Raw genomic sequence first — 24,411 nt, 5'->3', positions numbered from 1 at the left:
TTTGGCGTTGACTTTTGGCACGCTGTTGAGTTCTCAAGGAACGGACGCTTCCTTTGTGCCTGTTTCACCAGGCTCTCCGGGCGCTTCCCTTCGGTGTTTCACACTCTATCAGGCCTTTTTCGTCCTCCGAACCGCTGCTTTTCTGCAGACATGCAGAAGCGCGCAATTCTTGAGTCGTGATCAAGACGCTAGGAGTGCCGCCCACCTCAACCGGACGCAGTTGATTGCGTCCTGGCTGTCCGGGGCAGGTCTCAGACAGTACAGCGCTGCTGTGGGCGAGGCAAATCGATTCAGCGTGACGCGCGGTCCGCAACCGGCGTCTCTCATGCGGAACCGTCAGTTCTTATGACTTACGCTTCTGAACGGTGCGCCGTCCAGGACAGGTAGTGACGGCGGCCTGATGAATCTCCACCCCTGGGAGGCTTCCCATGACCACCGTGACGTCCCCTCTTGCCGGACGCGCCATCGGACTCGCGGCTGTGCCCGACCCGGTGTTCTCCGGAGCGATGGTGGGTCCCGGTACCGCCATCGATCCGGTGCGTGAGCCGTCTACTGCTGTCTCGCCCGTGGACGGTGTTCTCGTATCGCTGCACCCGCACGCGTTCGTCGTCGTCGACTCCGAGGGGCACGGCGTGCTCACCCACCTCGGTATCGACACCGTTCAGCTCAACGGCGAGGGCTTCGAGCTGCTCGTGAACAAGGGTGACACCGTCACCCGCGGCCAGGAGGTCGTGCGCTGGAACCCGGCCGCGGTCGAGGAGGCCGGTAAGTCGCCGGTCTGCCCGGTCGTTGCGCTGGAGGCCACGGCGGACTCGCTCGGTGAGGTGCGCGAGGACGGCGACATCAAGGCGGGCGACCAGCTCTTCGCCTGGCAGTAGCCGGGCGCCGTCGCGTACGGCAGGTAGGACATCCACCGCGACGGTTCGGCCGTCGCATCAACCGGAGACGGGTGCAATGGAGACAACGCTGCGAGGCGTCGGCGTGAGCCACGGTGTGGCCATAGGCGAGGTGCGGCACATGGGCACGGCGGTTCTCGAGCCGCCGGCCAAGCAGATTCCGGCGGACGAGGCGGAGCGCGAGCAGGGGCGTGCCCGTCAGGCCGTGGAAGCTGTTGCTGCTGACCTGATAGCGCGGGGAAACCTGGCGGGTGGCGAGGCGCAGGCCGTGCTGGAGGCACAGGCGCTGATGGCTCAGGACCCCGAGCTGATGGCGGATGTCGAGCGGCGAATCGCCGTCGGCTCCACCGCCGAGCGCGCGGTGTATGACGCGTTCGCCGCCTACCGGGCGCTGCTGGCGGGGGCCGGTGAGTACCTCGCGGGCCGGGTGGCCGACCTCGATGATGTGCGCAACCGGATCGTCGCCCGGCTGCTGGGTGTGCCGATGCCGGGGGTGCCGGACAGCGATGAGCCGTATGTGCTGATCGCGCGCGATCTGGCACCGGCCGACACCGCGCTGCTCGACCCGACGCTGGTGCTCGGGTTCGTGACCGAGGAGGGCGGGCCGACCAGCCACAGCGCGATTCTTGCGCGGGCACTGGGGGTGCCGGCCATTGTCGCGCTCCCGGGCGCGGGTGAGCTCGTCGAGGGCACGGTCATCGCGGTGGATGGCAGCACCGGTGAGGTCTTTGTCGAGCCGACCGCCGAGAAGCGGGCGGCGCTGGAGCAGGCCGCGGCGGAGCGGAGGGCGGCGCTGGCGGCGTCGTCCGGTCCGGGTGCCACCTCCGACGGGCACAAGGTGCCGCTGCTGGCGAATGTCGGCGGTCCCGGTGACGTGCCCGCGGCGGTCGAGGCCGGGGCTGAAGGTGTCGGTCTCTTCCGTACGGAGTTCCTGTTCCTGGACGACAGCAAGAACGCGCCGTCCGAGGAGAAGCAGGTCGATGCGTACCGCAAGGTGCTGGAGGCCTTCCCCGAGGGGCGGGTCGTGGTGCGGGTGCTCGATGCCGGTGCCGACAAGCCGCTGGACTTCCTGACGCCGGCCGATGAGCCGAACCCCGCGCTGGGTGTGCGGGGACTGCGGACCCTGCTCGACCACCCGGATGTGCTGCGTACGCAGCTCACGGCGCTGGCCAAGGCGGCCGAGGGGCTGCCGGTCTACCTCGAGGTCATGGCACCGATGGTGGCGGACCGGATCGACGCCAAGGCCTTCGCGGATGCCTGCCGGGAGGCTGGGCTGCGGGCGAAGTTCGGAGCGATGGTGGAGATTCCGTCGGCGGCGCTGCGAGCGCGGTCGATTCTTCAGGAGGTCGAGTTCCTTTCGCTGGGGACCAACGACCTGGCGCAGTACACCTTCGCCGCCGACCGTCAGGTGGGTGCCGTCGCGCGTCTGCAGGACCCCTGGCAGCCGGCGCTGCTGGATCTTGTGGCGGCTTCGGCGGAGGCGGCGAAGGCCGAGGGCAAGAGCTGTGGTGTCTGTGGTGAGGCGGCCTCCGATCCGCTGTTGGCGTGTGTGCTGACGGGGCTCGGGGTCACCAGCCTTTCGATGGGCGCGGCGTCGATTCCGTACGTACGGGCGACGCTGTCCAAGCACACGCTGGCGCAGTGCGAGCGGGCGGCGGCCGCGGCGCGTGCCGCGGACACCGCCGACGATGCGCGGGCTGCCGCGCAGGCGGTGCTCTCCGGGGAGTGATCACGCGCGGCGCGGTGCGTCGCAGGAGTGTTGATGGCCGTCCCGCCCTTTGTGGCGGGGCGGCCATGGTGTTGTGCGGAGCGCGGCGTGGTCAGCGGTGGTGGTGCGGGTCGGGTGGGGGTGTGAGAGGGAGGCCGGGGGCGTGGTCGACGCCGTGCTCGGGTGGGATCGGTTCGCCGGTGTCGGAGTCGGTGCAGTAGGCGGTGAAGACCTCGGCGGCGCCGAGGGGGCGCAGCCAGGAGTCGCCGAGGGACCAGCCGCGGACCGTGTCCCGGTCCAGGTCGCCGGTGGCGGCGCGGTCGGCGGGAGCGGTGGTGGTCCGGGAGACAAGGCCGCCGGGGGTGCGCAGGGCGAAGCCGACGGCGAGGACCGTGCAGAAGACGAGGGTCTCGGATTCGGCGAGCCGGGGCCGGGCGCCGTCGGGGCTGGTGGCATGCAGGACCGCCAGCAGAGAGGGCTCGCCGACCGCGACCGAGCAGACGAGGTGGTGGGTGCCGTCGCCGAGGGCGGCCAGGAGGTCCTGGAGGGCCTGGGTGGCGCGGGCGAAGGCGGCGTGGGCGAGGTCTTCGCCGCACTCCTCACAGCTGCCCGCGCGGGACAGGAGACCTGAGGCACGGTCCCAGGTCGCCTGGCGGTCGGCTTCTTCGACGAGTAACGGGAGCAGCTGGGTGAGCGGCTCGCCCTGGTAGGTCAGCGTGGCGCCGGTGCGGGCGACTTCGGCGGTGTAGCGGCTACGGCTGTCGGGGCGGTCCGGGTCCAGGGCGAGGTCCCCGCAGTATTTCTCGTAGGCGGCCGGGTCGAAGAGGCTGACGGTCGTGAGCACGCCCTGGGAGGCGAGGCCGCGCAGCAGGGTCTCCACCTGCCGGAGGTAGCTGCGGTGGTCGTCGAACGGGAAGGTGGGGTAGCGGCGCATGGCCGTGAAGTCCTGCTCGTCGGCCAGGACGGCGGCGCTGCTGGGGATTTCGCGGCGTAGTGCGCGGCGGGCGGTGGACGGGTCGGTGTGCCGGGATGTGGATGTCATGACTCCCCCTGAGTGAGATGCGCCGGCTCGGTGTGAGGTGTGGCGGCCGAACATCACTTGTCACTGAGAGTAATCGAGGGGTCTGACAATGCGGCCGGGCGCCGGACCGGAGGGCGTGGGTGCCCGGCGGTCCGGCGCGACCGGGGCCTACTGTGCGCTGTCGGCGGCGGCGCGGTCGCGGGCCACCCGCTCGTAGAACCGGAGCAGTTCGAGGTTGTCGACGGAGCCGGGGTTGACGGCCTTGTCGAGCGGGGTGCCCTGGAGGAGGCGCTTGACGGGGACCTCGATGCGCTTGCCGGTGAGGGTGTGCGGTACGCCGGGGGCTTCGATGATGTCGTCGGGGACGTGGCGGGGCGAGAGCTCTTCCCGGATGGTCCGCTTGATCCGGTCGCGCAGGTCGTCGTCGAGGGCGGCGCCGGGGGCGAGGTGGACGAAGAGCGGCATCCAGTAGCCGCCGTCGGGAAGCTCCAGGCCGATGACGAGGGATTCGCGGATCTCGGGGAGCCGCTCGACGGCCTCGTAGATGTCGGCGGATCCCATCCGGACGCCCTGGCGGTTGAGGGTGGAGTCGGAGCGGCCGTGGATGACGACGCTGCCGCGGGAGGTGACGGTGATCCAGTCGCCGTGCCGCCAGACGCCGGGGTACATGTCGAAGTAGCTGTCGTGGTAGCGGATGCCGTCGGGGTCGTTCCAGAAGCGGGTGGGCATGGACGGCATGGGCTTGGTGACGACGAGTTCGCCGACCTCGTCGACGACGGGCTTGCCCTGGGGGTCCCAGGCCTGGAGGTCGGTACCGAGGCAGGCGGCCTGGAGTTCGCCGATGTGGACGGGGAGGGTGGGGACGGCGCCGGCGAAGCAGCTGCAGACGTCGGTGCCGCCGCTGACCGAGGCGGTCCACAGGTCGGCGCCGCTCTCCGCGAAGCAGTCGTGCAGCCAGCGGAAGCCGTCCGGCGGGAGCGGAGAGCCGGTGGTGGCGACACAGGTGATGGCGGAGAGGTCGAGGTCGCGGGCCGGGTGGATGCCGGCCTTGCGGCAGGCCATCACGTAGGCGGCGGAGGTGCCGAAGACGGTGGCGCGGGTGGTTTCGGCGACCCGCCACTGGGCGGCGATGTCGGGGTGGCCGGGGCTGCCGTCGTAGAGCACGATCGTGGACCCCACCAGGAGGCCGGCGACGAGGAAGTTCCACATCATCCAGCCGGTGGAGGTGTACCAGAAGAACCGGTCGTCGGGGCCGAGGTCGCAGTGCAGGCCGGTCTGCTTGAGGTGTTCGAGCAGGATGCCGCCCTGGGACTGGACGATGGCCTTGGGCAGACCGGTGGTGCCGGAGGAGTACAGGACCCACAGCGGGTGGTCGAACGGGACCTGCTCGAAGACCGGTTCGGTGTCGTTCGAGGTCAGGTCCGACCAGTTCAGGGCGCCTTCGGGAGCGGGGGTGCCGAGCAGCGGGATGTGGACGACGGCGCGCAGGGTGGGCAGTTCGGCGCGGAGTTCGGCGACGGTGTCGCGGCGGTCGTGTTCCTTGCCGCCGTAGCGGTAGCCGTCGACGGTGAACAGGACGACCGGTTCGATCTGCTGGAAGCGGTCCAGCACGCTGCGGGCGCCGAAGTCGGGGGCACAGGAGGTCCAGACGCCGCCGACCGCGGCGGTGGCGAGGAGTGCGACGACGGCCTGCGGGATGTTGGGGACGTAGGCGCTCACCCGGTCGCCGGGGCGGACGCCGAGGCGGCGGAGTTCGGCCGCCAGCGAGCCGACCTGGGCGCGCAGCTCCGCCCAGGTGACCGGGGTGGGCTCATGGGTCTCGTCGACGTACAGCAGCGCGGGGGCCTCGGCGCGGGCCGGGTCCTCGGCGGCCCGCAGGGCGTGCTCGGCGTAGTTGAGGGTGGCGCCGGGGAACCAGTTGGCGCCGGGCATCGCACGGTCGGCGAGCACGGTCTCGTACGGGGTGGCGAAGCGGACGTCGAACCACTCCGCGGTGGCCTGCCAGAAGGCGGGGAGGTCGTCGACGGACCAGCGGTGGAGGTCGGCGTAGCTCGTGGCGGGGTCGCCGGGGGTGGGTGCGGGCGCGCCGTGGTGGGCGGCCGCCCAGGTGTGGAAGCGGGTGACCTGTGCGCCGGCGATGCGGTCCGGGCCTGGTTGCCAGAGGGGCTCCGGCTGCGGGGCGGACTGCGGTGCGGTGGTCATGATGCGGCTCCCGGGCGGTACGCGTCGTAGGCGTCGGGCGCACACGGTGGTGGGGAGGTCCCCCGGCCCCTTCTCCGGGCGTGTGCGCGTGACACGGCTTGCCTGGACGATGCCATGTGATCGACTTGTGCACCAGGGTGGGCTCCCCACATTCGGGGGGTGGCGGATGTGGTGCCGGCACGTCGTGCGGGCCGGTTCCGGGACGCGTGGCGGGGACATACGGCGGGATTTGGCCATCGGAGGACGATCCGGGGGCCTGAAGGTGGCCGAGCGTGACCCCGTGCAGGTGAACGGCAGTTGAACGGTGCCCGCGCACCCGGCCGTCAATGGCAGGCTGGCCGGCATGGACGGGCGGGATCTGGTGCGGTCGGTACGGATGATCACGGCACTCGGGCCGGCGCAGGGGCTCCGGTCCGTGCGGGCGGCGTGGCGGGCACGGCGGGCGGATGCGCTGGCGTTGCCGCGGCGCACCGCGGAGCGGGCGCGGGTGCCGGGGGCGGCCAGTGGCGCGGAGCCCCAGCCGGGCGGCGGGCTGATCCACTTCGCGCGGTCGTCGCTGCGGGTGCGGGTGGCCTCGGGCGGTGCGGTGTTCTGCGGCTGGGACGGCGCCGAGCCGGAGCCGTCGTATGCGCTGGCCGGGGCGTGTCCGGAGGTGGACGCGCGGGCGGTGCTGGAGCCCGATACCGAGGGCGGCTGGCGGGTGGTCTCCGAGCGGGTGCTGGTGGTGGTGTCCCGGCACGGTGCGGTGGAGGTGCGGACTCCCGGCGGGGCGGTGCTGCGGCGGGAGTTGCCGCCGCGCTGGTGGGACCGTATGGGTGGGGAGGGTGCGGGCGGGCGGCCCGAGGGCGGCGGCGCCTCGCGCTGGGTGCAGCGGGCGGAGGTCGCGGCCGATGCCCGGTTCTTCGGGCTCGGCGGCCGGGCGCACGGGCCGCGGCTGCGGGACGGTGCGTACCGGTTGTGGAACACGGATCCGGGCGGTGCCTTCGGGCCGGGCGACGATCCGCTGTCGCTGACGATGCCGGTGCAGCTGGTGGTGGCGGACGCCGGTACGCATCTGGTCTTCCACGACAATTCCTGGGACGGCCGGGTGACGCTGCGCGAGGGCGCGGAGGGCGCGGGCTCGGGGCATGACCGGCCGGGCACCTGTGAGCTGCGGATGGACGGCGGCCCGCTGCGCTACTGGGTGCTGGTCGGCACCCCGGCCCGGGTGCTGCAGGGCTGGACGGCGCTGACCGGGGCGCCCGCGCTGCCGCCGCAGTGGGCGCTGGGGTATCAGCACGCCCGCTGGGGCTTCGGCGGCCAGGCCGAGGTGCGCCGGGTGGTGGCCGGCTACAAGGAGCGCGAACTTCCGCTGTCCGCCGTCCATTTGGACATCGACCATTACGACCGGCACCGGGTCTTCACCGTCGACCGGCAGCAGTATCCGGATCTGCCCGGTCTGGCGCGGGAGTTGCGGGCGGACGGGGTGCGGTTGGTGTCGATCGTGAATCCGGCGGTGAAGGCGGAGCCGGGGGACGCGGTGTACGAGAGCGGGGCGGCGGCGGATGCCTTTGTGCGGGACGCGCGGGGGTGGGAGGTGCGCGGGGTGGTGTGGCCGGGCGAGTCGGTGTACCCGGATTTCACCGATGCGCGGGCGCGCAAGTGGTGGGGCGCGCTGTACGCGGAGCGGCTGGCGCAGGGCTTCGCGGGCGTCTGGCACGACATGAACGAGCCGGTCTCGTTCGCCGCGTTCGGGGAGCGGACGCTGCCGCGCTCGGCCCGGCATGCCCTGGAGGGCCGGGGCGGCGACCACCGGGAGGCGCACAACGTCTACGGCCTGGCCATGGCGCGGGCCGGCTTCGAGGGGCTGTGCGAACTGCGTCCGGCCGAGCGGCCGTTCCTCTTCTCCCGTTCGGGCTGGGCGGGAATGCAGCGCTACGGCGGCTCCTGGTCGGGCGATGTGGCGACGGGCTGGCCGGGGCTGCGCGCTTCGCTGTCGCTGGTGCTGGGGCTGGGGCTGTGCGGGGTGCCGTACAGCGGTCCCGATATCGGCGGGTTCTCCGGGACGCCCTCCCCGGAGCTGTATCTGCGGTGGTTCCAACTGGGGGCCTGGCTGCCGCTGTTCCGTACGCATTCGGCGCTCGGGGCGGGGCGGCGGGAGCCGTGGGAGTACGGGATCGAGGTGCTCGAACACGCCCGTACGGCGCTGCGCGAGCGACAGCGGCTGCTGCCGTACTTCGGGACGCTGGGCCAGTTGGCGCGGCTGACCGGGGCGCCGTACGTCCGGCCGGTGTGGTGGAACGCGCCCCGGGACCGGGCGCTGCGGGACTGCGAGGACGCCTTTCTGCTGGGGGATGCGCTGCTGGTGGCGCCGGCGCTGGCGGCGGGGGTGACCCGGCGGCCGGTGCGGCTGCCGCGCGGCCGGTGGTACGACACCGCGACCGGGCGGGCGTACGACGGTCCCGGGCAGGTGTGGGTGGAGGCGCCGCTGTCGCGGATTCCGGTGCTGGCACGGGCCGGTGCGGTGCTGCCGGTGACGGGGGCGGATGGCGGGACGGAGCTGGAGGTGTGGGTGCCGGCGGCCGGGCGCGGGGGCAACGGACTGGTGGTGCCGGACACCGGGGACGGCTGGCAGCGGCCGACGGTGGAACGCTTCACCTCACGGCGGGAGGGCGACCGGGTGATCGTGGAGCGGCGAGACGGGGGCGCGGTGGGGTATCCGGTGCGGGTGCGGGGGCTGGAGGACGGGGCGGAGGCGTAGCGGGCGGACCGGGCCGGGGAGTAACGGGCAGCCACGTAACGGGGTGACAGGGGTGGGGCCGCAGGGCGTGGTGGGCCGGTTGCACGGCGGACCGGTTGCGCGACGGGGCTTCCCCTGCGACTGCCGCGCCTGGTAAACGAGGGCCATGCCGAGACTTGCTGCCGCGCTGCGCGGCCTTGCTGCCGCTGCCGCCGCGCTGATCGCCGTCACCGCTGTCCCCTCGGGTGCGGCGGCGGGCGCCGCCCCGCACCGCCCGGCGCCGTCGTCGCATCCGGCCAACGACCCCAAGGCGCCCCGGGAGTTCGTCGCGCTGCGGGACGTGGACCCCACCATCATCCAGGAGATGCGCTACTTCACCCCGCACAACTTCATGGGGGTGCCGGTGACCGGCTACCGGGCGCCGGCCTGCCTGCTGACCCGGGACGCGGCACGGGCACTGCACCGGGCGCAGCTCTCGTTCCTGCGCCGCGGATACACCCTCAAGGTCTATGACTGCTACCGGCCGCAGCGCGCGGTGAACCACTTCGTGGCCTGGGCCAAGGACCTCGACGACCAGCGGATGAAGGCCGAGTTCTATCCCCGGGTCGACAAGTCGACGCTCTTCCGGGACGGCTATATCGCGGAGAAGTCCGGGCACAGCAGGGGCAGCACCCTCGATCTGACGCTGGTGCGGCTGCCGGCGCTGTCCACCCGGCCGTACGTCCCCGGGGAGCCGCTGTCGTCGTGCTACGGCCCGAAGGCGTCCCGCTTCCCTGACAACGGGCTGGACATGGGGACCGGCTTCGACTGCTTCGACACGCTGGCGCACACCCTCGACCCGCGGATCAAGGGCACGCAGCGGGCGAACCGGCTGCTGCTGAAGGACGGCCTGGAGCGCGCCGGATTCGTCAACTACGCGAGCGAGTGGTGGCACTACACCTTCACGCCGGAGACTTTTCCGGACACCTACTTCGACTTCCCGGTTGCCCGGCGGTCGCTCGTCCGGCACTGACCGGCCGCGCCGTTGACGACCCGCCCAGCGGGCCTGCCTTGGGGAAGAGGTCCGTGGGCCGGCGGGCCGCGGACAGCGCGGTGCGGGCGGCGGCACGGGTGCGCGGGTGCACGGGGCGTCCGCGGCCGTGAGGGTCATCGCACGCTCTCCTCCCGGTCGGGGCGCAGCAGCGCCGGGTGCAGCAGGCGGGCGCCGCCCGCACGATAGAGGCGGGCGCGCGGGCCGCCACGGGCTCCCCCGCGGGCCGACGTCGCGCCGGTGGATTCCACGAATCCGGGCACGGAGAGGACCTTGCGGTGGAAGTTCCCCGCGTGCAGCGGGCTGCCCCAGATGGATTCGTAGACGCCGCGGAGCTCGACGATGGTGAATTCCTCCGCGAGGAACGCCGCGGCCAGCGGGGTGTACTCGATCTTTGCGCGGGCGCGGTCGAGTCCGTCGGCGACGATTTCCGCGTGGTCGAAGGCGAGCGGGAGCGGGGCCTGCGGAACGGGCGCCCTCTCCGCTGCCGCGTCGCTGACGGGCCGGGGCACGGAACCACCCCCGTCGATCCCGTGCCCCGGACCCTGCCCTGAGGGACGCGGCCGGGCCGCGTCCGGTTCGACGAAAGTCTGCGGAGTCACCCGTTCGGGATCCTGCGCCTCCGCACGGCCGCCGAGATCCAGTGCGGCGACCGGGACCCAGGCCGCGGACGAGGCGTCGCCGCCGCCCCGGGCGTCGGGGAGGTCGGGCGCGAAGGCGAGGTAGGCGACGGTGACGACGGGCATCCGCGGATCGCGGCCGGGATCGCCGTACGAGCCGAGCTGTTCGAGGTGGACGCGCTCCAGTTGCGTGGCGTCCAGCCCGGTCTCCTCGGCGAGTTCGCGGGCCGCGGCCGCATCGAGCGACTCCCGGCCGGCCTGGACGAATCCGCCCGGCAGTGCCCAGGAGCCCTGGAAGGGCCGGCCGCCGCGCTCGACGAGCAGGAGGTGCAAGGCCCCGGCGCGCAGCGTCAGCGCGACGACGTCGACGGTCACGGCGATGGCGGGGAACTCACGCGGGTCGTAGGCCGCGAGGAACGCACTGTCGCCTTTGCCTCGCGCGGCGCCGCTCCCGTTGCCCTGCCGGTCCGTGTCCACGGCCGCCCCTCCCGATGTCATTCTCACTCTGAGTCTTTCTCGGAACGAGAACAACATAGCATCGGGTGTCGGCGGCGCCCAGGGCAATACCGGTGGGTGCTGCGGGAGCTGACGCATCGTCCGGGCGGCGTGCGCCGGCCCCGCCGTCGGCGTGCTCGGTGCCTGGCCGCCGGCGCTGGGTTCAGAACCGGCCGCCGGCGGTGTCCGACGAGAGCCGCTGGGCGACGTACACCGGGATGACCGACAGGGCGATCAGCAGCGCGGCAAGCACATCGACGACCGGCGCCTGGTGGGGGCGGGCCAGGTTCTCGTAGATCCAGATCGGCAGCGTCTTGGTGCCCGCGCCCGCCGTGAAGGTGGTCACCACGACTTCGTCGAAGGAGAGCGCAAAGGCCAGCAGGGCGCCGGCGAACAGGGCCGGGCGCAGCGCCGGGAAGGTGACGTACCGCAGGGTCTGCCAGGGACGGGCGCCCAGATCGGCGGAGGCCTCGGCCAGTGACGGGGCGATCCTGCGGAGCCGGGCGGCGACGTTGTTGAAGACGATGACGACGCAGAAGGTCGCATGGCCGACAACGACCGTGAACAGGCCGAAGCCGATGCCCAGCGGGGCGAGGACGGTGCGGAAGGCGGCGTTGAGGGCGATGCCGGTGACGATGCCGGGCAGTGCGATGGGCAGCACGATCAGGAACGAGACGGTCTGCCGTCCGAAGAAGCGGTGGCGGTGCACGGCGAAGGCCGCCAGCGAGCCGAGGACCAGGGCGATGGCGGTGGCGCCGAGGCCCGCCCGCAGCGAGGTCCACAGTGCGTCGCGGGCGCCCGCGCTGTGCAGGGCGCGGCTCCACCACTCACCGGTCAGCGCGCCGGGCGGCCAGGCGAACGAGGGATCGGCGTTGAGGGAGTTGAGCAGGACCAGGAGCAGAGGGAGGTGGATCAGGGCGAGACCGGCGGCCGTGACACAGCCGAGGACGATGCGGGCGGTGCGGGTGAGATGCATCCGGCTGCCTCCTTCAGGACCGGTCAGAGCGAGTCGAGCGCGCCGGCCCGGCGGACGGCGGCGAGGTAACAGACGACGAGAGCGACCGGGACCGCGGAGAGCGCCGCCGCGAGCGGAAGATCGAGGGTGACCTGGGAGGCGATGACATTGCCCAGCAGCTGGGTGCGGCCGCCGACGATCTGGACGGTGAGGTAGTCGCCGAGGGAGAGCGAGAAGGTGAAGACGGAGCCCGCCAGGAGCGCGGGCCGGACGGCGGGGGCGACGACGGAGCGCAGCGTGCGTACGGTGCCCGCGCCGAGGTCGGCGGAGGCCTCCAGCTGGTGGGCGGGCAGCCGTTCCAGGGCGGCGTGGACCGGCAGGATCATGTACGGCAGCCAGAGGTAGGCGAGCACGATCACGACGGCGGTCGTGCCGTATCCCGGGCCGTGCAGACCGAGCGGGGCGAGAGCAGCGTTGACGATGCCGTGCTCGCCGAGCATCACCCGCCAGGCGTACGCCTTGACCAGATAGCCGGCCCACAGCGGGGTCAGCACGGCCACCAGCAGGGCGCGGCGCAGCCGGCCGGTCGCCACCCGCGCCATGAAGAAGGCCATCGGCAGCGCGAGCAGCGCATCGAGGAGCGTGACGGCGACGGCGATTCCGAGGGTGCGCAGGGCGACGGTGCGGTAGACGGGGGTGGTGAGGATGTCGCGGAAGTTGTCGGTGGTCCAGGTGTGCACGACGTCCGACGTGAAGGGGTCGGTGGTCCAGAAGGCGGAGAGCAGGAGGACGGCGAGCGAGCCGAGGTAGGCGAGGACCAGCCAGAGGAGGGGTGGGGCGAGGAGCGCGGCGAGCCGGCCGCGGGCGCGGGGCTCACGGGTCGTGGCGGACACCGGGGCTCCCGCGCTCAGCCCTTGATCTCCGTCCAGGCGCGGGTCCACTCCGCATAGTCGGTGCACGTGACGTTCTTGCGGCCGTCGAGACACTGCGGGACGGGGGTGGTCCAGAAGTGGACTCGGCGGTAGTAGGCCTCGTCATCGGCGTGGTAGACGGCGCAGTGCCGGGGGTCGGCGGTCTCCTTGCAGGCCTTGGCGTTGGCGGGCGCCTCGCCGAAGTACTCGGCCACCTGGGCGTTCACCTTCGGGGAGACGATCCAGTTGAGCCACTTGTAGGCGCAGTTGGGGTGTGCGGCCTTGGCGGAGACCATCCAGGTGTCGGACCAGCCGGTCGCCCCCTCCTTGGGGAGGACGGCCTTGACGGGGGCCTTCTCCGCGGCCGCGGTGTTGGCGATGACCTGCCAGGTGGTGCCGATGACGCTGTCGCCGCCCTTGAAGGCGGTGACTTCCTTCTGGTAGTCGCTCCAGTACTCGCCGATCTGCTGCCGCTGCTTCTTCAACAGGGCCACGGCGGCATCGAGTTGCTTCCGGTCCAGGGCGTACGGGTCCTTGATGCCGAGCGCGGGACGGGCCTTCATGAGGTAGAGGGCGGCGTCGGCGATATAGATCGGTGAGTCGTAGGCGGTGACCTTGCCCGAGTGCTTCGCCGCGTCGTCGAAGACGGCTTTCCAGGAGTCGGGAGCCGGGGAGACCTTGTCGGTGCGGTACATCAGCAGATTGGCGCCGCGGCCGTGCGGGATGCCGTACATCTTCCCGTCCTTGGAGTTGAACGCGCGCATCTTCAGGCCGCTGAAGATGTCGCGGTAGTTCGGTACCAGACGGGTGTTGACGGGCGCCACGTCCCCCGCGGCGATCAAGCGCAGGGTGGCGTCACCGGAGGCGGAGACGGTGTCGTACTGGCCGGTCTTCATCAGCGAGACCATCTCGTCGGAGGTCCCGGCGGTCTTGGTGTTGACCATGCAGCCGGTCTGCTTCTCGAAGGGGTGCACCCAGTCGGCCTTGGGGTCGTTGGAGCCGTCCTCGGCGTATCCGGCCCAGGCGATGATGTTGACCCGGCCCTCGCCCTTGCCGACGCTCTTCTGCTCGGCGGCTCCCCCGCCGCCCGTCCCCCCGCCGCCGGAGCCGCAGGCAACGGCCAGCAGCAGGACCCCGGCCGCCACGGCGGCCTTCCACGGATTCGCGTTGCGCATGGTGAACTCCCGCTGTCGCACACGGCTGTCGAGCCCCGCCAGTATCCGGAAGCTGACCGTCAGCCACCAGAGCGCGTCGGGCATCGGATGCGCCCGGGGGCGCTATACGACGATTCGTCAGCCGGGCACGGGAAAGGCGTCGTTGACGTTCCACAGCAGATGGACGGCCGAGCCCGGACGGGCGGCGTCCGGCGGATCCGTGGAGTTCAGCCGCAGTGCGGTGAGCTGGTCGTCGCCGCCGTCGAGCCGGACCACCACGCGCGTGTGGGCGCCGACGTGCGCGACCTCGGTGATCCGGCCGGGCACACACCGCTCCCCCGGCCCCGGGGTGCCGTCCGGGCCGTCGGGGGCGGCGATCCGGATCCGCTCGGGGCGAATGCTGTACGTGCCCGGGGAGCCGGTCACCCGGACCGCGGCCTGGTCGCGCAGCAGATTGGTGCTACCGATGAAGCCCGCGACGAATGCGGTGGCCGGACGGTCGTAGATCTCCAGCGGCGGGCCGGTCTGCTCGATGCGGCCGCGGTCGAGGACGGCGAGGCGGTCGCTGAGCGTCAGCGCCTCTTCCTGGTCGTGGGTGACGAGGAGGAAGGTGACGCCGGTAGCGCGCTGGATGCGCTTGAGTTCGCGCTGCATCTCCTGCCGCAGCTGAAGGTCGAGCGCGCCGAGGGGCTCGTCGAGCAGCAGCAGCCCGGGGTCGTCGATCAGGGCACGGGCCAGTGCGACGCGCTGGCGCTGGCCGCCGGAGAGCTGGACCGGCCGGCGGGGGCCGTGGTCGTCGAGGCGTACGGTGCGCAGGGCCTCACGGGCGCGGGCGAGGCGTTCGGATTTGCGCACCCCGGCGACGGTGAGTGCGTAGGCGACGTTCTGCTCGACGGTCATGTGGGGGAAGAGCGCGTAGTCCTGGAAGACGGTGTGGACGTCGCGGCGGCTGGGCGGGAGTGCGGTGACCTCGCGGCCGGCGAGTTCGATGCGGCCCGAGGTGGGCCGCTCGAAGCCGGCGATCAGGCGCAGCAGGGTGGTCTTGCCCGAGCCGGAGGGGCCGAGGAGGGAAAAGAACTCCCCTTCCCTGAGGGTGAGTTCGGCGTTGTCGACGGCACGTAGCGGGCCGAACTCCTTGGTGACGGCGGTGAGCCGGACGGCGGGTGCGGCGGTCGTACGGACGGGACGGGCGTCGGTGCGGGCGGCTTCGGTCACGGGCGCTCCCCCTCGTGAACGGCTTGATCGCCCGGCGACTGTACCGGGGTTCCGCGCGGAGCGGCAGCGTGTCACACTCCTGACGTTCCGTCAGTTCTGTGGTGGGTCCGTTGCGGTCGGGGAGGGTCTGTGACACATACACGGAAGCCGGTGGTGCCGGGGTGGTTCGATCAGGACGCGGCGGACTTCCGGCTGCTGGGGACGCGCTGCCGGGCCTGTGGTGCGGTGTTCTTCCCCCGCGAGGACGCCTTCTGCCGCAACCCCGGGTGCGGGGGCGACGAGCTGGCGGAGGTGCCGCTGTCCCGGCACGGCACGGTCTGGTCGTACACCGACGCCCGCTATCGTCCGCCCGCCCCCTACGTCTCCGACCCGGATGCCGAGTGGCGGCCGTACCTCTTGGTCGCCGTGGAGCTGGCGGAGGAACGGATGGTGGTCCTCGGACAGGCCGCGCCCGGCGTCCGCGCCACGGATCTCACCGTGGGGACGGAGGTCGAGCTGGTACCCGGGACCCTCAACGAGGAGGACGGGCACGTCTGGACGACCTGGCATTGGCGGCCGGGTGGGGGCGGGCGGGGGGATGGGGAGACGGGTGAGCCGGGGCGTTCGGTTGCTTCCGGAGACGGGGCGGCAGAGCCGGAGGCCGTGGCCGGTGCCCCGGAGGCCGTGGCCGGTGCCCTGGAAGCCGGGCCTGCCGGCTCTGGAGCCGGGCCCGTCGGCCCGGGCGCGGGGGCGGCCGGCGCAAATGCAAGGGTGTCCGGCCCAGATGCCGGCCCGGACGCGAAAGCCGTCGGGTCCGGAGCCGTGCCTGGCGGGCCCGGAGTGGACTCCGCCGGGCCCGGAGCGAAGGCCGCCACCCCTAGGGCTGAAGCCGCCGCCGGCCCCGGGCGGGAAACCGCATCACTACACCCGCCCACCCCCCGAAGGGGGGTGGGCGGCGGGGAAAAAACAAGAGGCGCGGGTGGGCGGCGGGTAAGGAGGAGCCCAGGAAGCACCGCACCCGGTGACGTGGCCGTGCTCGGCGCCGGTATGCATCCCTGGGGCAAGTGGGGGCGCAGCTTTGTCGAGTACGGCACGAAGGCGGCCAGGGAAGCGCTCGCGGACGCCGGCCTCGACTGGCGCGCCGTACAGAGCATCGTCGGCGCGGACACGGTGCGCGGCGGCTACCCGGGCTATGTGGCGGGCGCGACCTTCGCCAAGGCACTGGGCTGGCAGGGCGCCCGGGTAACCAGCGTCTATGCCGCCTGTGCATCCGGCGCACAGGCCATCGGCACCGCGCGGGCGCAGATCCTGTCGGGGATGGCGGAGGTGGCCTTGGTAGTGGGCGCCGACGCCGCGCCGAAGGGCTTCTTCACCCCGGCGGGCGGCGACCGGCCCGACGATCCCGACTGGTTGCGGTTCCGGGTGCTGGGCGCCACCAACCCGGCGTACTTCGGGCTGTACGCGCGCCGCCGGATGGCGCTGTACGGCGATACGGCCGACGACTTCGCGCAGGTGAAGGTGAAGAACTCGGCGGCGGGCGCGGCCAATCCGTACGCCCGCTACCGCAAGCGGGTCACCACGCGGGAGGTCGCCGCGTCGGCCGTGGTCTGCGATCCGCTGCGGCTGCTGGATATCTGCGCCACCTCCGACGGCGCCGCGGCACTGGTCCTGACCAGCATGGACTTCGCACGCCGGCACGGCGCCTCGGATCCGGTCCGGATCCGCGCGGTCTCCACGGCCACCCCGCACTATCCACGGACCGTGCTGGATCTGCCGGATATCGCCACCGACTCCGCGGCCGCCGTACCGGAGCCGGCGACCGGCTTCCGGGCGTCGATCGCACAGACCGCCTACGAGGAGGCCGGGATCGGCCCGGAGGATCTCTCGCTGGCCGAGGTCTACGACCTGTCCACCGCGCTGGAGTTGGAGTGGTACGAGGACCTGGGGCTGTGCAGCGCCGGCGAGGGGGCGAAGTTGCTGCGGGACGGGGTGACCGCGCTGGGCGGACGGCTGCCGGTGAATGCCAGCGGTGGTCTGGCCTCCTTCGGCGAGGCGGTGCCGGCCCAGGCCATTGCCCAGGTGTGTGAGCTGACCCGGCAGTTGCGGGGGCAGGCGGGCGCGCGGCAGGTGGCGGATGCCCGGGTGGGGATGACCGCCAACCAAGGGCTGTTCGGGCACGGGTCGGCCGTGGTCGCGGTGCGGTGAACACGGGCAGGGGGCGCGGAGTGCGGTGATCGCCTGCGCGGGCCGATTCCCGCGGGCCGCCGAGCGCGGCGTCGTGGCGTCGTGGCGTCGTGGCGCACACCCCACCCCCGTGTCCCCCACGGCTCGCCCCTCCGGCACGGCGAACCCGCATGCCTTGAAGCCCCGTTCGGGCCGTCGACGGGACACCACCGCGCCGGCCCCGGACGCTCCCTCGAACGTCGTGTGTGCCTCCCGCGACAGCGGTCCGTACCCTCCGGAAGGGTGCGTGAACAGTGCGTTAATCACACACCGTTCGCCGTTGGGGAGGGGCATGCTGCTCCCCGTGCCTGCCTGGACGGACCAGCTTCGATTCGCTTTCCAGCCCGTCGTGAACCTCTCGACCGGCTCGGTCGCCGCGCTGGAGATACTCGCCCGCCCCGAGGACGGTGCGGACGGCCCCGGCATATTGGACTCGGCGCACCACTGTCCTGATCTGGACGCCGAACTGGCGGCGCTCGCCGTACGGGCGGCCGCGGACCAGGAAACACTGCTGCCGCTGCACATCAATGTCTTCGCCACCACCGTCGCCGAGCTGCCCCGGATGACGTCGCTGGGCAAGGCGGTCCACGATGCCGGCCGGCGGCCGTGGGAGATCACCCTCGATCTCGGCGGCCCGTTCACCCAGGTCCCACGCGCCGCGCTGCTGGAATCGGTGGCGGTGCTGCGCGACGAGGGCTACCGGATCTGTGCGGACGGCGTCGGGGACGGTGATCTGCCGCTGCGGCTGCTCGGCGAGCTCGCGCCGGACCTCGTCAAGCTCGACGCCGCGCTGTGCACCCGGCTGGACGCGGACCGGGGGCGGCAGGCCGCGGTGGCTGCCATGCGGGCGCTGTGCGAGCGGGTGGGCGGGCTGCTGGCCATCGAGGGAGTGGAAACCGAGCGGCAGTACACGGCGGTGCGGGACGCCGGGGTCCAGCTGGCGCAGGGGTATCTGTTCGCGCCGCCCGCGCGACGGCCGGCCACTGAGGTGTATCTGCCGGCCGCGCTCCCGCCCGCGCCGGGCAGCCCCGCGGCGCCCCGCCGGCCGGCCTCGGGGCCGCCGGTCGCCCAGTTCCTGCAGCCCGCCGCCCTGCTGCCGATGTCCGCGTCGGCGGGCGCGGTGCGCAGCCATCTGACCGGGTTCCCCGAGGTGTCGGGGGTGCTGCTGGTGGACGCCGACGGGGTGCCGGTCCGGGCGATAGACCGGGACCGGTTCTTGCTGTCGCTGTCCGGACGGTACGGGCATGCGCTGTACGCCGACCGGCCGGCGCTGCGGCTCGCGGACCGGCCGCGGACGGTCGGCGCGGACGCCACCGCCTGGCAGGTGCTCGATGTGATCGCCGAGGGGGACCGCGACCGTACCGGGGACGATGTGGCCGTGGTGGACGAGCGCGGTAGGTGCATGGGCGTGGTGCATCTCGCGGACATCGTGCGGGCGCTGGCCGAGAGCCGGGTGGAGCAGGCGGCCCGGCTCAACCCGCTGACCCGGCTGCCCGGTTCGGACGAGGTCAACGGGGAGGTGGACCGGCGGATCGCGGAGTGCCTGGCGTTCTCCTTGAGCTGGCTGGATGTGGACGGTTTCAAGCAGGTCAACGATGGCGCGGGGTTTGCGGCCGGTGATGAGCTGATCCGTGCGGTGGGGCGGACGCTCGCGCAGGTCGCGGCGGGTGAGCCGGCCGGTCTGGTGGGCCATATCGGCGGCGACGACTTCCTGGTGCTGGCCGGGCCGGACGGCCTGGAGCCCTTCGCCGCGGCGCTGTTGGACGTGTCCTGGTCGGCGGGCGGGCGGCCGGTCACCCTGTCCCTGGCGACGGCGGTGTGTCCACCCGGCACCGTCACCGGGCACCGTGAGGCCGCGGCCGCGCTCGCCCCGCTGAAGAAGGCCGCGAAGGCGCTGCCGGGGGCGAGCTGGGTGCTGGGCCGGCCCGGCTCGGAACGTACGGAGATCCGCCGCGGCGCCGCGGGCCGGGTGCCGGATCCGGCCGGCGCTGCGCGCACCGCCCCGCCCGGCCAGGAGGGCGTCGGAACCCGCGGGTGATGCGACGTACGGTCCCGCTTCCCCGGTCGGCAGCCGTCAACATCCATAGCTGTGCGCGACCTTGACGCCCCCTCATCACCGGTGAACACTTCCGGATGCCAGTCGGCATCGCCGCACTCAGGCACCCCGGCCGGGTGGCAGCGGCTGTCCGCTGCCCGCCGGTGGCACGCACCCTGCACGGAGGACCGGGGGACGTCCCCGGGCGAGGGCCAAGGAGCCGCCATGTATTCCAATGGGGACATCATCGTCGGTGAAGTGATCGGCACCGCGATACTCATACTCTTCGGGGCCGGTGTGTGCGCCGCCGTCACCCTGCACTATTCCAAGGCGAGGGCAGCCGGCTGGGTCGTGATCGCTTTCGGCTGGGGCATGGGCGTACTGGCCGGCGCCTACACCGCGGCGCCGCTGTCCGGCGGCCACCTCAACCCCGCGGTGACGCTCGGCTCGGCGGTCGCGGGCGGCACCGAGTGGTCGAAGGTGCCGCTGTACATCCTGGCGCAGATGGTCGGTGCGGCGATCGGGGCCGTACTGGCCTGGGCGCTGTACTACGCGCAGTTCGCCGCCAACGCGGAAGAGGACAAGGCCCAGCCGACGCTGGGGATCTTCTCCACCGGCCCGGAGATCCGCAACCCGGCCGCCAACCTCGTCACCGAGATCATCGCCACCATCGGTCTGGTGCTGCCGCTGCTGTTCTTCGGCCAGAACAAGGGCATCGGCATCGGCCAGGTCCCCGGGGAGCACGCGGGGATCTACGGCTCCGGGATCAATGTGCTGCTGGTCGCCCTGCTGGTCGTCGGAATCGGGCTGTCGCTGGGCGGGCCCACCGGCTACGCCATCAACCCGGCCCGTGACCTCGGTCCACGCCTGGTGCACGCCCTGCTCCCGATCCCCAACAAGGGTTCCTCGGACTGGAGTTACTCCTGGATCCCGGTGGCCGGGCCGCTGATCGGCGCAGTGCTGTCCGGCCTGGTCTACAACGCGGCGTTCTGACCGTCCCGGAGCGCGTCCGCCCGATCGGCCCGGGCCCCGCTGCACCCACTTACCAGGACTTCAGGAGGCGTGACGGCATGACGGAGCACACCGAGAAGTACGTCGCCGCGATCGACCAGGGCACCACGTCGAGCCGCTGCATCATCTTCGACCACGGCGGGGCGATCGTCGCCGTGGACCAGCGCGAGCACCGTCAGATCTTTCCCAAGCCCGGCTGGGTGGAGCACGATGCCACCGAGATCTGGTCGAAGGTGCAGGCGGTGGTGGCGGGCGCGCTCGCCAAGGCGGGGCTGCGCGCGGACCAGCTCAGCGCGCTGGGCATCACCAACCAGCGGGAGACCACGGTCCTGTGGGACCGGGCCACCGGCAAGCCGGTGCACCACGCGATCGTCTGGCAGGACACCCGCACCTCCCGGCTGTGCGCGGAACTGGGCGGCGCGGACGGTCAGGACCGGTTCCGTGATGCCACCGGGCTCCCGCTGGCCAGTTACTTCTCCGGGCCCAAGGCGGCCTGGCTGCTGGACGAGGTGCCGGGGCTGCGGGAGCGTGCCGAGCGCGGTGAGATCGCGTTCGGCACCATCGACTCCTGGCTGATCTGGAATCTGACCGGTGGCACCGACGGCGGGGTGCATGTCACCGATGTGACCAACGCGGGCCGCACGATGCTGATGAACCTCGCCACCCTCCAGTGGGATCCGGCGATCCTGTCGGCGATGAATGTGCCGGCCGCGATCCTCCCGGAGATCAGGTCGTCGGCCGAGGTGTACGGCACGGCCGTGGGGCAGTTGCACGGCGTGCCGGTGGCGTCCGCCCTCGGCGACCAGCAGGCGGCCGTCTTCGGCCAGACCTGCTACGGCGTCGGCGAGGCCAAGAACACCTACGGCACGGGCTCGTTCCTGCTGCTGAACACCGGTAACCGCCCGGTCCCGTCCAAGAACGGGCTGCTGACGACGATGGGCTACCAGCTCGGCGGCGAGCCGCCGGTCTACTGCCTGGAGGGGTCCATCGCCATCACGGGCGCGCTGGTGCAGTGGTTCCGCGATCAGCTGGGCATCATCGCGTCGGCCGAGGAGATCGAGCCACTGGCGGCGAGTGTCCCGGACAACGGCGGGGCGTACATCGTGCCGGCGTTCTCCGGTCTGTTCGCGCCCTATTGGCGCTCCGACGCCCGCGGCGTAATCACCGGTCTGACCGGGTTCGTCACCAAGGCGCATCTGGCACGCGCCGTACTGGAGGCGACCAGCTGGCAGACCCGGGAGGTGGTGGACGCCATGTTCCAGGACTCGGGTGTGCAGATCACCGAGCTCAAGGTCGACGGTGGGATGACCGCCAATAACCTGCTGATGCAGCATCAGGCGGATGTGCTGGACGTGCCGGTGATCCGCCCGGTGATCTCGGAGACCACCTGTCTGGGAGCGGCCTACGCGGCCGGTCTGGCGACCGGTGTCTGGCAGGACTTGGACGAGCTGCGGTCCCATTGGAAGCGGGACACGGAGTGGACGCCGCGGATGGACGGGCAGACCCGGGACCGCGAGTTCGCCAACTGGCGCAAGGCCGTGGAGCGGAGCTTCGGCTGGCTGGCCGAGGACGGCTCGGCGGGGTAACGGCGCCGGCAGTGCGCAGACGTACGGCCCGTACCCCGGACGGCGGGGTACGGGCCGTACTTCCGCGCCCGTCAGGGAACCGCGGGCTCCCGGCGGCGGGCGCCGGCCTCCATCGCATGCTCCACGACGGAGATCAGCACATCCCGCGCGGAGTCCTTGAGGCGGGCATCACACAGCATCACCGGCACCTGGGGGTCCAGGTCCAGGGCGTCGCGTACGGATTCCGCCGGGTAGTGGTCGGCGCCGTCGAAGCAGTTGACGGCGACCGTGAAGGGCAGACCGCGCCGCTCGAAGTAGTCGATGGCGGCGAAGCTGTCCGCCAGCCGGCGGGTGTCCGCCAGCACCACCGCACCGAGTGCGCCCCGGGCCAGTTCGTCCCACAGGAACCAGAAACGGTCCTGGCCCGGGGTGCCGAAGAGGTACAGGACCAGCTCTTCGTTGACGGTGATCCGTCCGAAGTCCATGGCGACGGTGGTGGTGGTCTTGGTTTCCACCCCGTCCAGGTCGTCGATCGGCCGCCCCGCCTCGGTCAGCCGTTCCTCGGTACGCAGTGGTTTGATCTCGCTGACGGCACCGACCAGGGTGGTCTTACCCACCCCGAAGCCGCCCGCGACCAGGATCTTGAGCGTCACCGGCTCGACGGCGGCAGACCGTCGGCGGCGATCGGATCGCCCGAAGGCCATGGGATTCTTCTCCTGAATTGCCGTGTATACGGGTGGAGCTCACGTTTGATACCCGAGCGTCGGCGCACGGGGCAGCAGGTGCAAGGGAACGGTACAACGTGCTCAGCACGGCGCCCACTTGAGATGCGTCACGCCCTGGTCACGCCGTGGGTCAGAGGTGGCCAACCTGCCCAAAACGGCGTCGTCGGAGGCCGTTGACACGGGTGGAGCCGATGCCGCGGGCACTCAGCGTGTGACGAGAGCCCCGGGCCGGTCGAGCAGTCCGAGCAGGCTCACAAAGCTGGACTCGACGAACGCGCACAGCTCTTCATGGGCGTCCGGTTCCTGCGCGGGCCAGTTGATGACCGCCTCCTCGGCGAACGCCATCCAGGCCCGGGAGGCCAGTTCCGTCCGCGGGGCGTCCGGCATGCCGAGCCGCCGCCGGCCGTCGCGCACCCGGTGGGCGACGGTCTCCCGGGTCGCGCCGACGATGTCGGTGACCGCGGGGTGGCTGCCGGCGGCGCCGCGCACCAGGGCGAGATACACCTGCCGGTGTTCCAGGACGTACGCCACGAAGCCCGCGATGAGGGCCCGCATCCAGGCGACCGGTTCCAGCGATCCGTCCGGTTCCATCGCGGCGGTGAAGCGGTCGCACTCGGCGCGGACCACCGCGCGGTAGAAGTCGCGCTTGGAGTCGAAGTAGTGGAAGAGCAGACCGCGGGAGATACCGGCCCGCCGGGCCACCTCGTCGGTGGACAGCTCGTCCAGGGAGCGGTCGGCGAGCATCTCCAGACCGATGCCGACCAGTTGCTCCCTGCGCTGATCGGGCGTGAGGCGGGTGGTGCGCTTGCCGGACATGGCCGCAGTGTACGGCGGCGGGGCCGGGAGCGCCGTGGCGTCCCGGCCCGCCACGGTGTCAGGCGTACTGGCCGAGGTGGTCGAGGATCTTGGGTGTGACCGTGTCGGGGACCTCTTCGGGCAGCCAGTGGCTGGCGCCCTCCAGGGCCTCGAAGCGGTACGGGCCGTCCACCCACTCCCCCGTGGACTCGGCCGCGCCGCGGCCCAGGGCGGTGTCCTCGCTGCCCCACAGGAAGAGGGTGGGGACGGCGATCCGGCCCGCGGCCACCGAGATCACCGACTCCGGGGCGCGGTACCAGTTCAGCGTGGCGGTCAGCGCGCCCGGGGCGGAGAGCCGGCGGACATTGCCCTCCACGAGGCCGGCGGGCACCTTGCCGGCGTAGGCGGCGCGCAGCCGGGCGGCGTCATCGGCGAGCAGCGCGGCCTCCGCGGCACCGTCGTCGCGCCGGAAGAAGCGGACGTAGTCGAGGCGGTGGTGCTGGATGGAGTCCTCGGCGGCGGCCCGGTTGAGTGCGTCGGGGTGCGGGGTGGCCAGTACGGTCAGGGACTTCAGCCGCTCGGGGTGGGCGCCGGCCAGCGCCCAGGCGACCATGCCGCCCCAGTCGTGCGAGACGAGGTGGAAGCGGTCCGCGCCCTGGGAGCTGGCGAAGGCGAGGGCGTCGGCGACGAGTTCGGGCACGGCGTAGTCGGCGATCCTCGGCGGACGGGCGCGCGGGGAGTAGCCCCGCTGGTCGACGGCGACGGCGCGGTAGCCGGCCGCGCCCAGGGCGGGGAGCACGGCGCTCCAGGAGTCGGCGAACTCGGGCCAGCCGTGCAGCAGCAGTACGAACTCCCCGTCGGCGGGGCCGCAGGCCAGTGCGTCGTAGGTGTGCGGGCCGACCTGGATCTCCAGGTGTTCAACGGGTGCCGGGGTCTCGTCCGTGGCCATGGCGGCGGATCTCCTCCTGTTGACAATTGCTCAACAGGAACCGTACCCGGGGCACTCCCCGCGGTGCCCACCCCCACCGGGCAGCCGGCGGATCTGCGCCCGGCCGGCGGAGCGGTCTCCCGCCCGGAGCGGGCCGCGACGGCAGTGGCCGCCGCCCCGGAAGGGGCATCCGGAAGGCGGCGGCCACGTAACCGCTCGGCGGG

The 24,411-nt window shown here is 72.3% G+C and carries 18 protein-coding genes and 1 pseudogene; 9 read left to right on the top strand and 10 right to left on the bottom strand.

Features of this window, described 5'->3' with window-relative positions; genetic code table 11:
• Positions 1 to 428: 428 nt before the first annotated feature.
• Both ACGFWI_RS33285 and ptsP read left to right on the top strand, forming a co-directional pair.
• Positions 429 to 878 carry a PTS glucose transporter subunit IIA gene (locus ACGFWI_RS33285; protein ID WP_393909774.1) on the top strand — a complete coding sequence of 150 codons (450 nt, stop codon included), beginning with the start codon at positions 429 to 431 and terminating at the stop codon, positions 876 to 878.
• A gap of 76 nt (positions 879 to 954) precedes the next feature.
• Positions 955 to 2,625 carry a phosphoenolpyruvate--protein phosphotransferase gene (ptsP, locus tag ACGFWI_RS33280; RefSeq protein ID WP_393909773.1) on the top strand — a complete coding sequence of 557 codons (1,671 nt, stop codon included), beginning with the start codon at positions 955 to 957 and terminating at the stop codon, positions 2,623 to 2,625.
• A 91-nt stretch (positions 2,626 to 2,716) separates the two neighbouring features.
• On the opposite strand, the gene ACGFWI_RS33275 is transcribed toward ptsP, so the two are convergent.
• On the bottom strand, positions 2,717 to 3,646 hold the full coding sequence (locus tag ACGFWI_RS33275) for a hypothetical protein (protein ID WP_393909772.1): 930 nt from the start codon (positions 3,644 to 3,646) through the stop codon (positions 2,717 to 2,719).
• Between the two features lie 147 nt (positions 3,647 to 3,793).
• Positions 3,794 to 5,827, bottom strand: coding sequence for an acetoacetate--CoA ligase (locus tag ACGFWI_RS33270; protein ID WP_393909771.1), 2,034 nt, complete (start codon positions 5,825 to 5,827; stop codon positions 3,794 to 3,796).
• Positions 5,828 to 6,170: 343 nt separating this feature from the next.
• Between ACGFWI_RS33270 and ACGFWI_RS33265 the strand changes: the two genes are divergently transcribed.
• Positions 6,171 to 8,567, top strand: a complete 2,397-nt coding sequence (locus tag ACGFWI_RS33265) for a TIM-barrel domain-containing protein (RefSeq protein ID WP_393909770.1) — start codon at positions 6,171 to 6,173, stop codon at positions 8,565 to 8,567.
• 145 nt (positions 8,568 to 8,712) lie between these two features.
• Complete coding sequence (locus ACGFWI_RS33260; RefSeq protein ID WP_393909769.1) at positions 8,713 to 9,558, top strand: M15 family metallopeptidase; 846 nt, start codon at positions 8,713 to 8,715, stop codon at positions 9,556 to 9,558.
• 134 nt (positions 9,559 to 9,692) lie between these two features.
• Here the strand turns inward: ACGFWI_RS33260 and ACGFWI_RS33255 are convergent, their stop codons facing one another.
• From ACGFWI_RS33255 to ACGFWI_RS33235, 5 genes are all read right to left on the bottom strand, one after another.
• Positions 9,693 to 10,673: an NUDIX domain-containing protein gene (locus ACGFWI_RS33255; protein WP_393909768.1), complete on the bottom strand. Its 981-nt coding sequence runs from the start codon at positions 10,671 to 10,673 to the stop codon at positions 9,693 to 9,695.
• Between the two features lie 181 nt (positions 10,674 to 10,854).
• Positions 10,855 to 11,667, bottom strand: a complete 813-nt coding sequence (locus tag ACGFWI_RS33250) for an ABC transporter permease (protein ID WP_393909767.1) — start codon at positions 11,665 to 11,667, stop codon at positions 10,855 to 10,857.
• Positions 11,668 to 11,690: 23 nt separating this feature from the next.
• A complete protein-coding gene (locus ACGFWI_RS33245) occupies positions 11,691 to 12,539 on the bottom strand; it encodes an ABC transporter permease (RefSeq protein ID WP_393909766.1) in 849 nt (282 codons plus the stop codon).
• A 14-nt stretch (positions 12,540 to 12,553) separates the two neighbouring features.
• Positions 12,554 to 13,732: an ABC transporter substrate-binding protein gene (locus ACGFWI_RS33240; RefSeq protein WP_393909782.1), complete on the bottom strand. Its 1,179-nt coding sequence runs from the start codon at positions 13,730 to 13,732 to the stop codon at positions 12,554 to 12,556.
• A gap of 117 nt (positions 13,733 to 13,849) precedes the next feature.
• Positions 13,850 to 14,926: an ABC transporter ATP-binding protein gene (locus tag ACGFWI_RS33235; RefSeq protein WP_393909765.1), complete on the bottom strand. Its 1,077-nt coding sequence runs from the start codon at positions 14,924 to 14,926 to the stop codon at positions 13,850 to 13,852.
• 129 nt (positions 14,927 to 15,055) lie between these two features.
• Between ACGFWI_RS33235 and ACGFWI_RS33230 the strand changes: the two are divergent.
• From ACGFWI_RS33230 to glpK, 5 genes and pseudogenes are all read left to right on the top strand, one after another.
• Positions 15,056 to 15,490 (top strand): annotated as a pseudogene (locus ACGFWI_RS33230) (Zn-ribbon domain-containing OB-fold protein); the annotation flags it as partial.
• Between the two features lie 441 nt (positions 15,491 to 15,931).
• Entirely contained in the window at positions 15,932 to 17,110 is a 1,179-nt protein-coding gene (locus ACGFWI_RS33225) for a lipid-transfer protein (RefSeq protein WP_393909781.1), read from the top strand.
• A gap of 322 nt (positions 17,111 to 17,432) precedes the next feature.
• A complete protein-coding gene (locus tag ACGFWI_RS33220; RefSeq protein ID WP_393909764.1) occupies positions 17,433 to 19,166 on the top strand; it encodes an EAL domain-containing protein in 1,734 nt (577 codons plus the stop codon).
• A 222-nt stretch (positions 19,167 to 19,388) separates the two neighbouring features.
• Positions 19,389 to 20,156: an MIP/aquaporin family protein gene (locus ACGFWI_RS33215; RefSeq protein WP_393909763.1), complete on the top strand. Its 768-nt coding sequence runs from the start codon at positions 19,389 to 19,391 to the stop codon at positions 20,154 to 20,156.
• A gap of 77 nt (positions 20,157 to 20,233) precedes the next feature.
• Positions 20,234 to 21,760, top strand: coding sequence for a glycerol kinase GlpK (gene glpK / locus ACGFWI_RS33210; protein ID WP_393909762.1), 1,527 nt, complete (start codon positions 20,234 to 20,236; stop codon positions 21,758 to 21,760).
• A gap of 71 nt (positions 21,761 to 21,831) precedes the next feature.
• Here glpK and ACGFWI_RS33205 read toward each other — a convergent pair whose 3' ends face one another.
• The 3 genes from ACGFWI_RS33205 to ACGFWI_RS33195 all read right to left on the bottom strand — a co-directional run bounded on the left by ACGFWI_RS33205 (position 21,832) and on the right by ACGFWI_RS33195 (position 24,208).
• Positions 21,832 to 22,443, bottom strand: a complete 612-nt coding sequence (locus ACGFWI_RS33205) for an ATP/GTP-binding protein (RefSeq protein WP_393909761.1) — start codon at positions 22,441 to 22,443, stop codon at positions 21,832 to 21,834.
• Between the two features lie 225 nt (positions 22,444 to 22,668).
• Positions 22,669 to 23,280, bottom strand: a complete 612-nt coding sequence (locus ACGFWI_RS33200) for a TetR/AcrR family transcriptional regulator (protein ID WP_393909760.1) — start codon at positions 23,278 to 23,280, stop codon at positions 22,669 to 22,671.
• Between the two features lie 58 nt (positions 23,281 to 23,338).
• Complete coding sequence (locus tag ACGFWI_RS33195) at positions 23,339 to 24,208, bottom strand: alpha/beta fold hydrolase (RefSeq protein WP_393909759.1); 870 nt, start codon at positions 24,206 to 24,208, stop codon at positions 23,339 to 23,341.
• Between the last annotated feature and the right edge of the window lie 203 nt (positions 24,209 to 24,411).

The organism is Streptomyces sp. NPDC048434 (assembly GCF_043200375.1).
Taxonomy (GTDB): domain Bacteria; phylum Actinomycetota; class Actinomycetes; order Streptomycetales; family Streptomycetaceae; genus Streptomyces.
Note: the sequence above shows the minus strand (reverse complement) of the source record. Positions and strands in the feature narration are given on the sequence as shown.

What these genes read in the sequence shown, in the direction of transcription:
- ACGFWI_RS33250 (WP_393909767.1), bottom strand. Translation starts at nt 11,667, where the DNA reads ATGCATCTCACCCGCACCGCCCGCATCGTCCTCGGCTGTGTCACGGCC.
- ACGFWI_RS33200 (WP_393909760.1), bottom strand. Translation starts at nt 23,280, where the DNA reads ATGTCCGGCAAGCGCACCACCCGCCTCACGCCCGATCAGCGCAGGGAG.
- ACGFWI_RS33260 (WP_393909769.1), top strand. Translation starts at nt 8,713, where the DNA reads ATGCCGAGACTTGCTGCCGCGCTGCGCGGCCTTGCTGCCGCTGCCGCC.
- ACGFWI_RS33240 (WP_393909782.1), bottom strand. Translation starts at nt 13,732, where the DNA reads ATGCGCAACGCGAATCCGTGGAAGGCCGCCGTGGCGGCCGGGGTCCTG.
- ACGFWI_RS33270 (WP_393909771.1), bottom strand. Translation starts at nt 5,827, where the DNA reads ATGACCACCGCACCGCAGTCCGCCCCGCAGCCGGAGCCCCTCTGGCAA.
- ACGFWI_RS33285 (WP_393909774.1), top strand. Translation starts at nt 429, where the DNA reads ATGACCACCGTGACGTCCCCTCTTGCCGGACGCGCCATCGGACTCGCG.
- glpK (WP_393909762.1), top strand. Translation starts at nt 20,234, where the DNA reads ATGACGGAGCACACCGAGAAGTACGTCGCCGCGATCGACCAGGGCACC.
- ACGFWI_RS33265 (WP_393909770.1), top strand. Translation starts at nt 6,171, where the DNA reads ATGGACGGGCGGGATCTGGTGCGGTCGGTACGGATGATCACGGCACTC.
- ACGFWI_RS33205 (WP_393909761.1), bottom strand. Translation starts at nt 22,443, where the DNA reads ATGGCCTTCGGGCGATCCGATCGCCGCCGACGGTCTGCCGCCGTCGAG.
- ptsP (WP_393909773.1), top strand. Translation starts at nt 955, where the DNA reads ATGGAGACAACGCTGCGAGGCGTCGGCGTGAGCCACGGTGTGGCCATA.
- ACGFWI_RS33215 (WP_393909763.1), top strand. Translation starts at nt 19,389, where the DNA reads ATGTATTCCAATGGGGACATCATCGTCGGTGAAGTGATCGGCACCGCG.
- ACGFWI_RS33275 (WP_393909772.1), bottom strand. Translation starts at nt 3,646, where the DNA reads ATGACATCCACATCCCGGCACACCGACCCGTCCACCGCCCGCCGCGCA.
- ACGFWI_RS33195 (WP_393909759.1), bottom strand. Translation starts at nt 24,208, where the DNA reads ATGGCCACGGACGAGACCCCGGCACCCGTTGAACACCTGGAGATCCAG.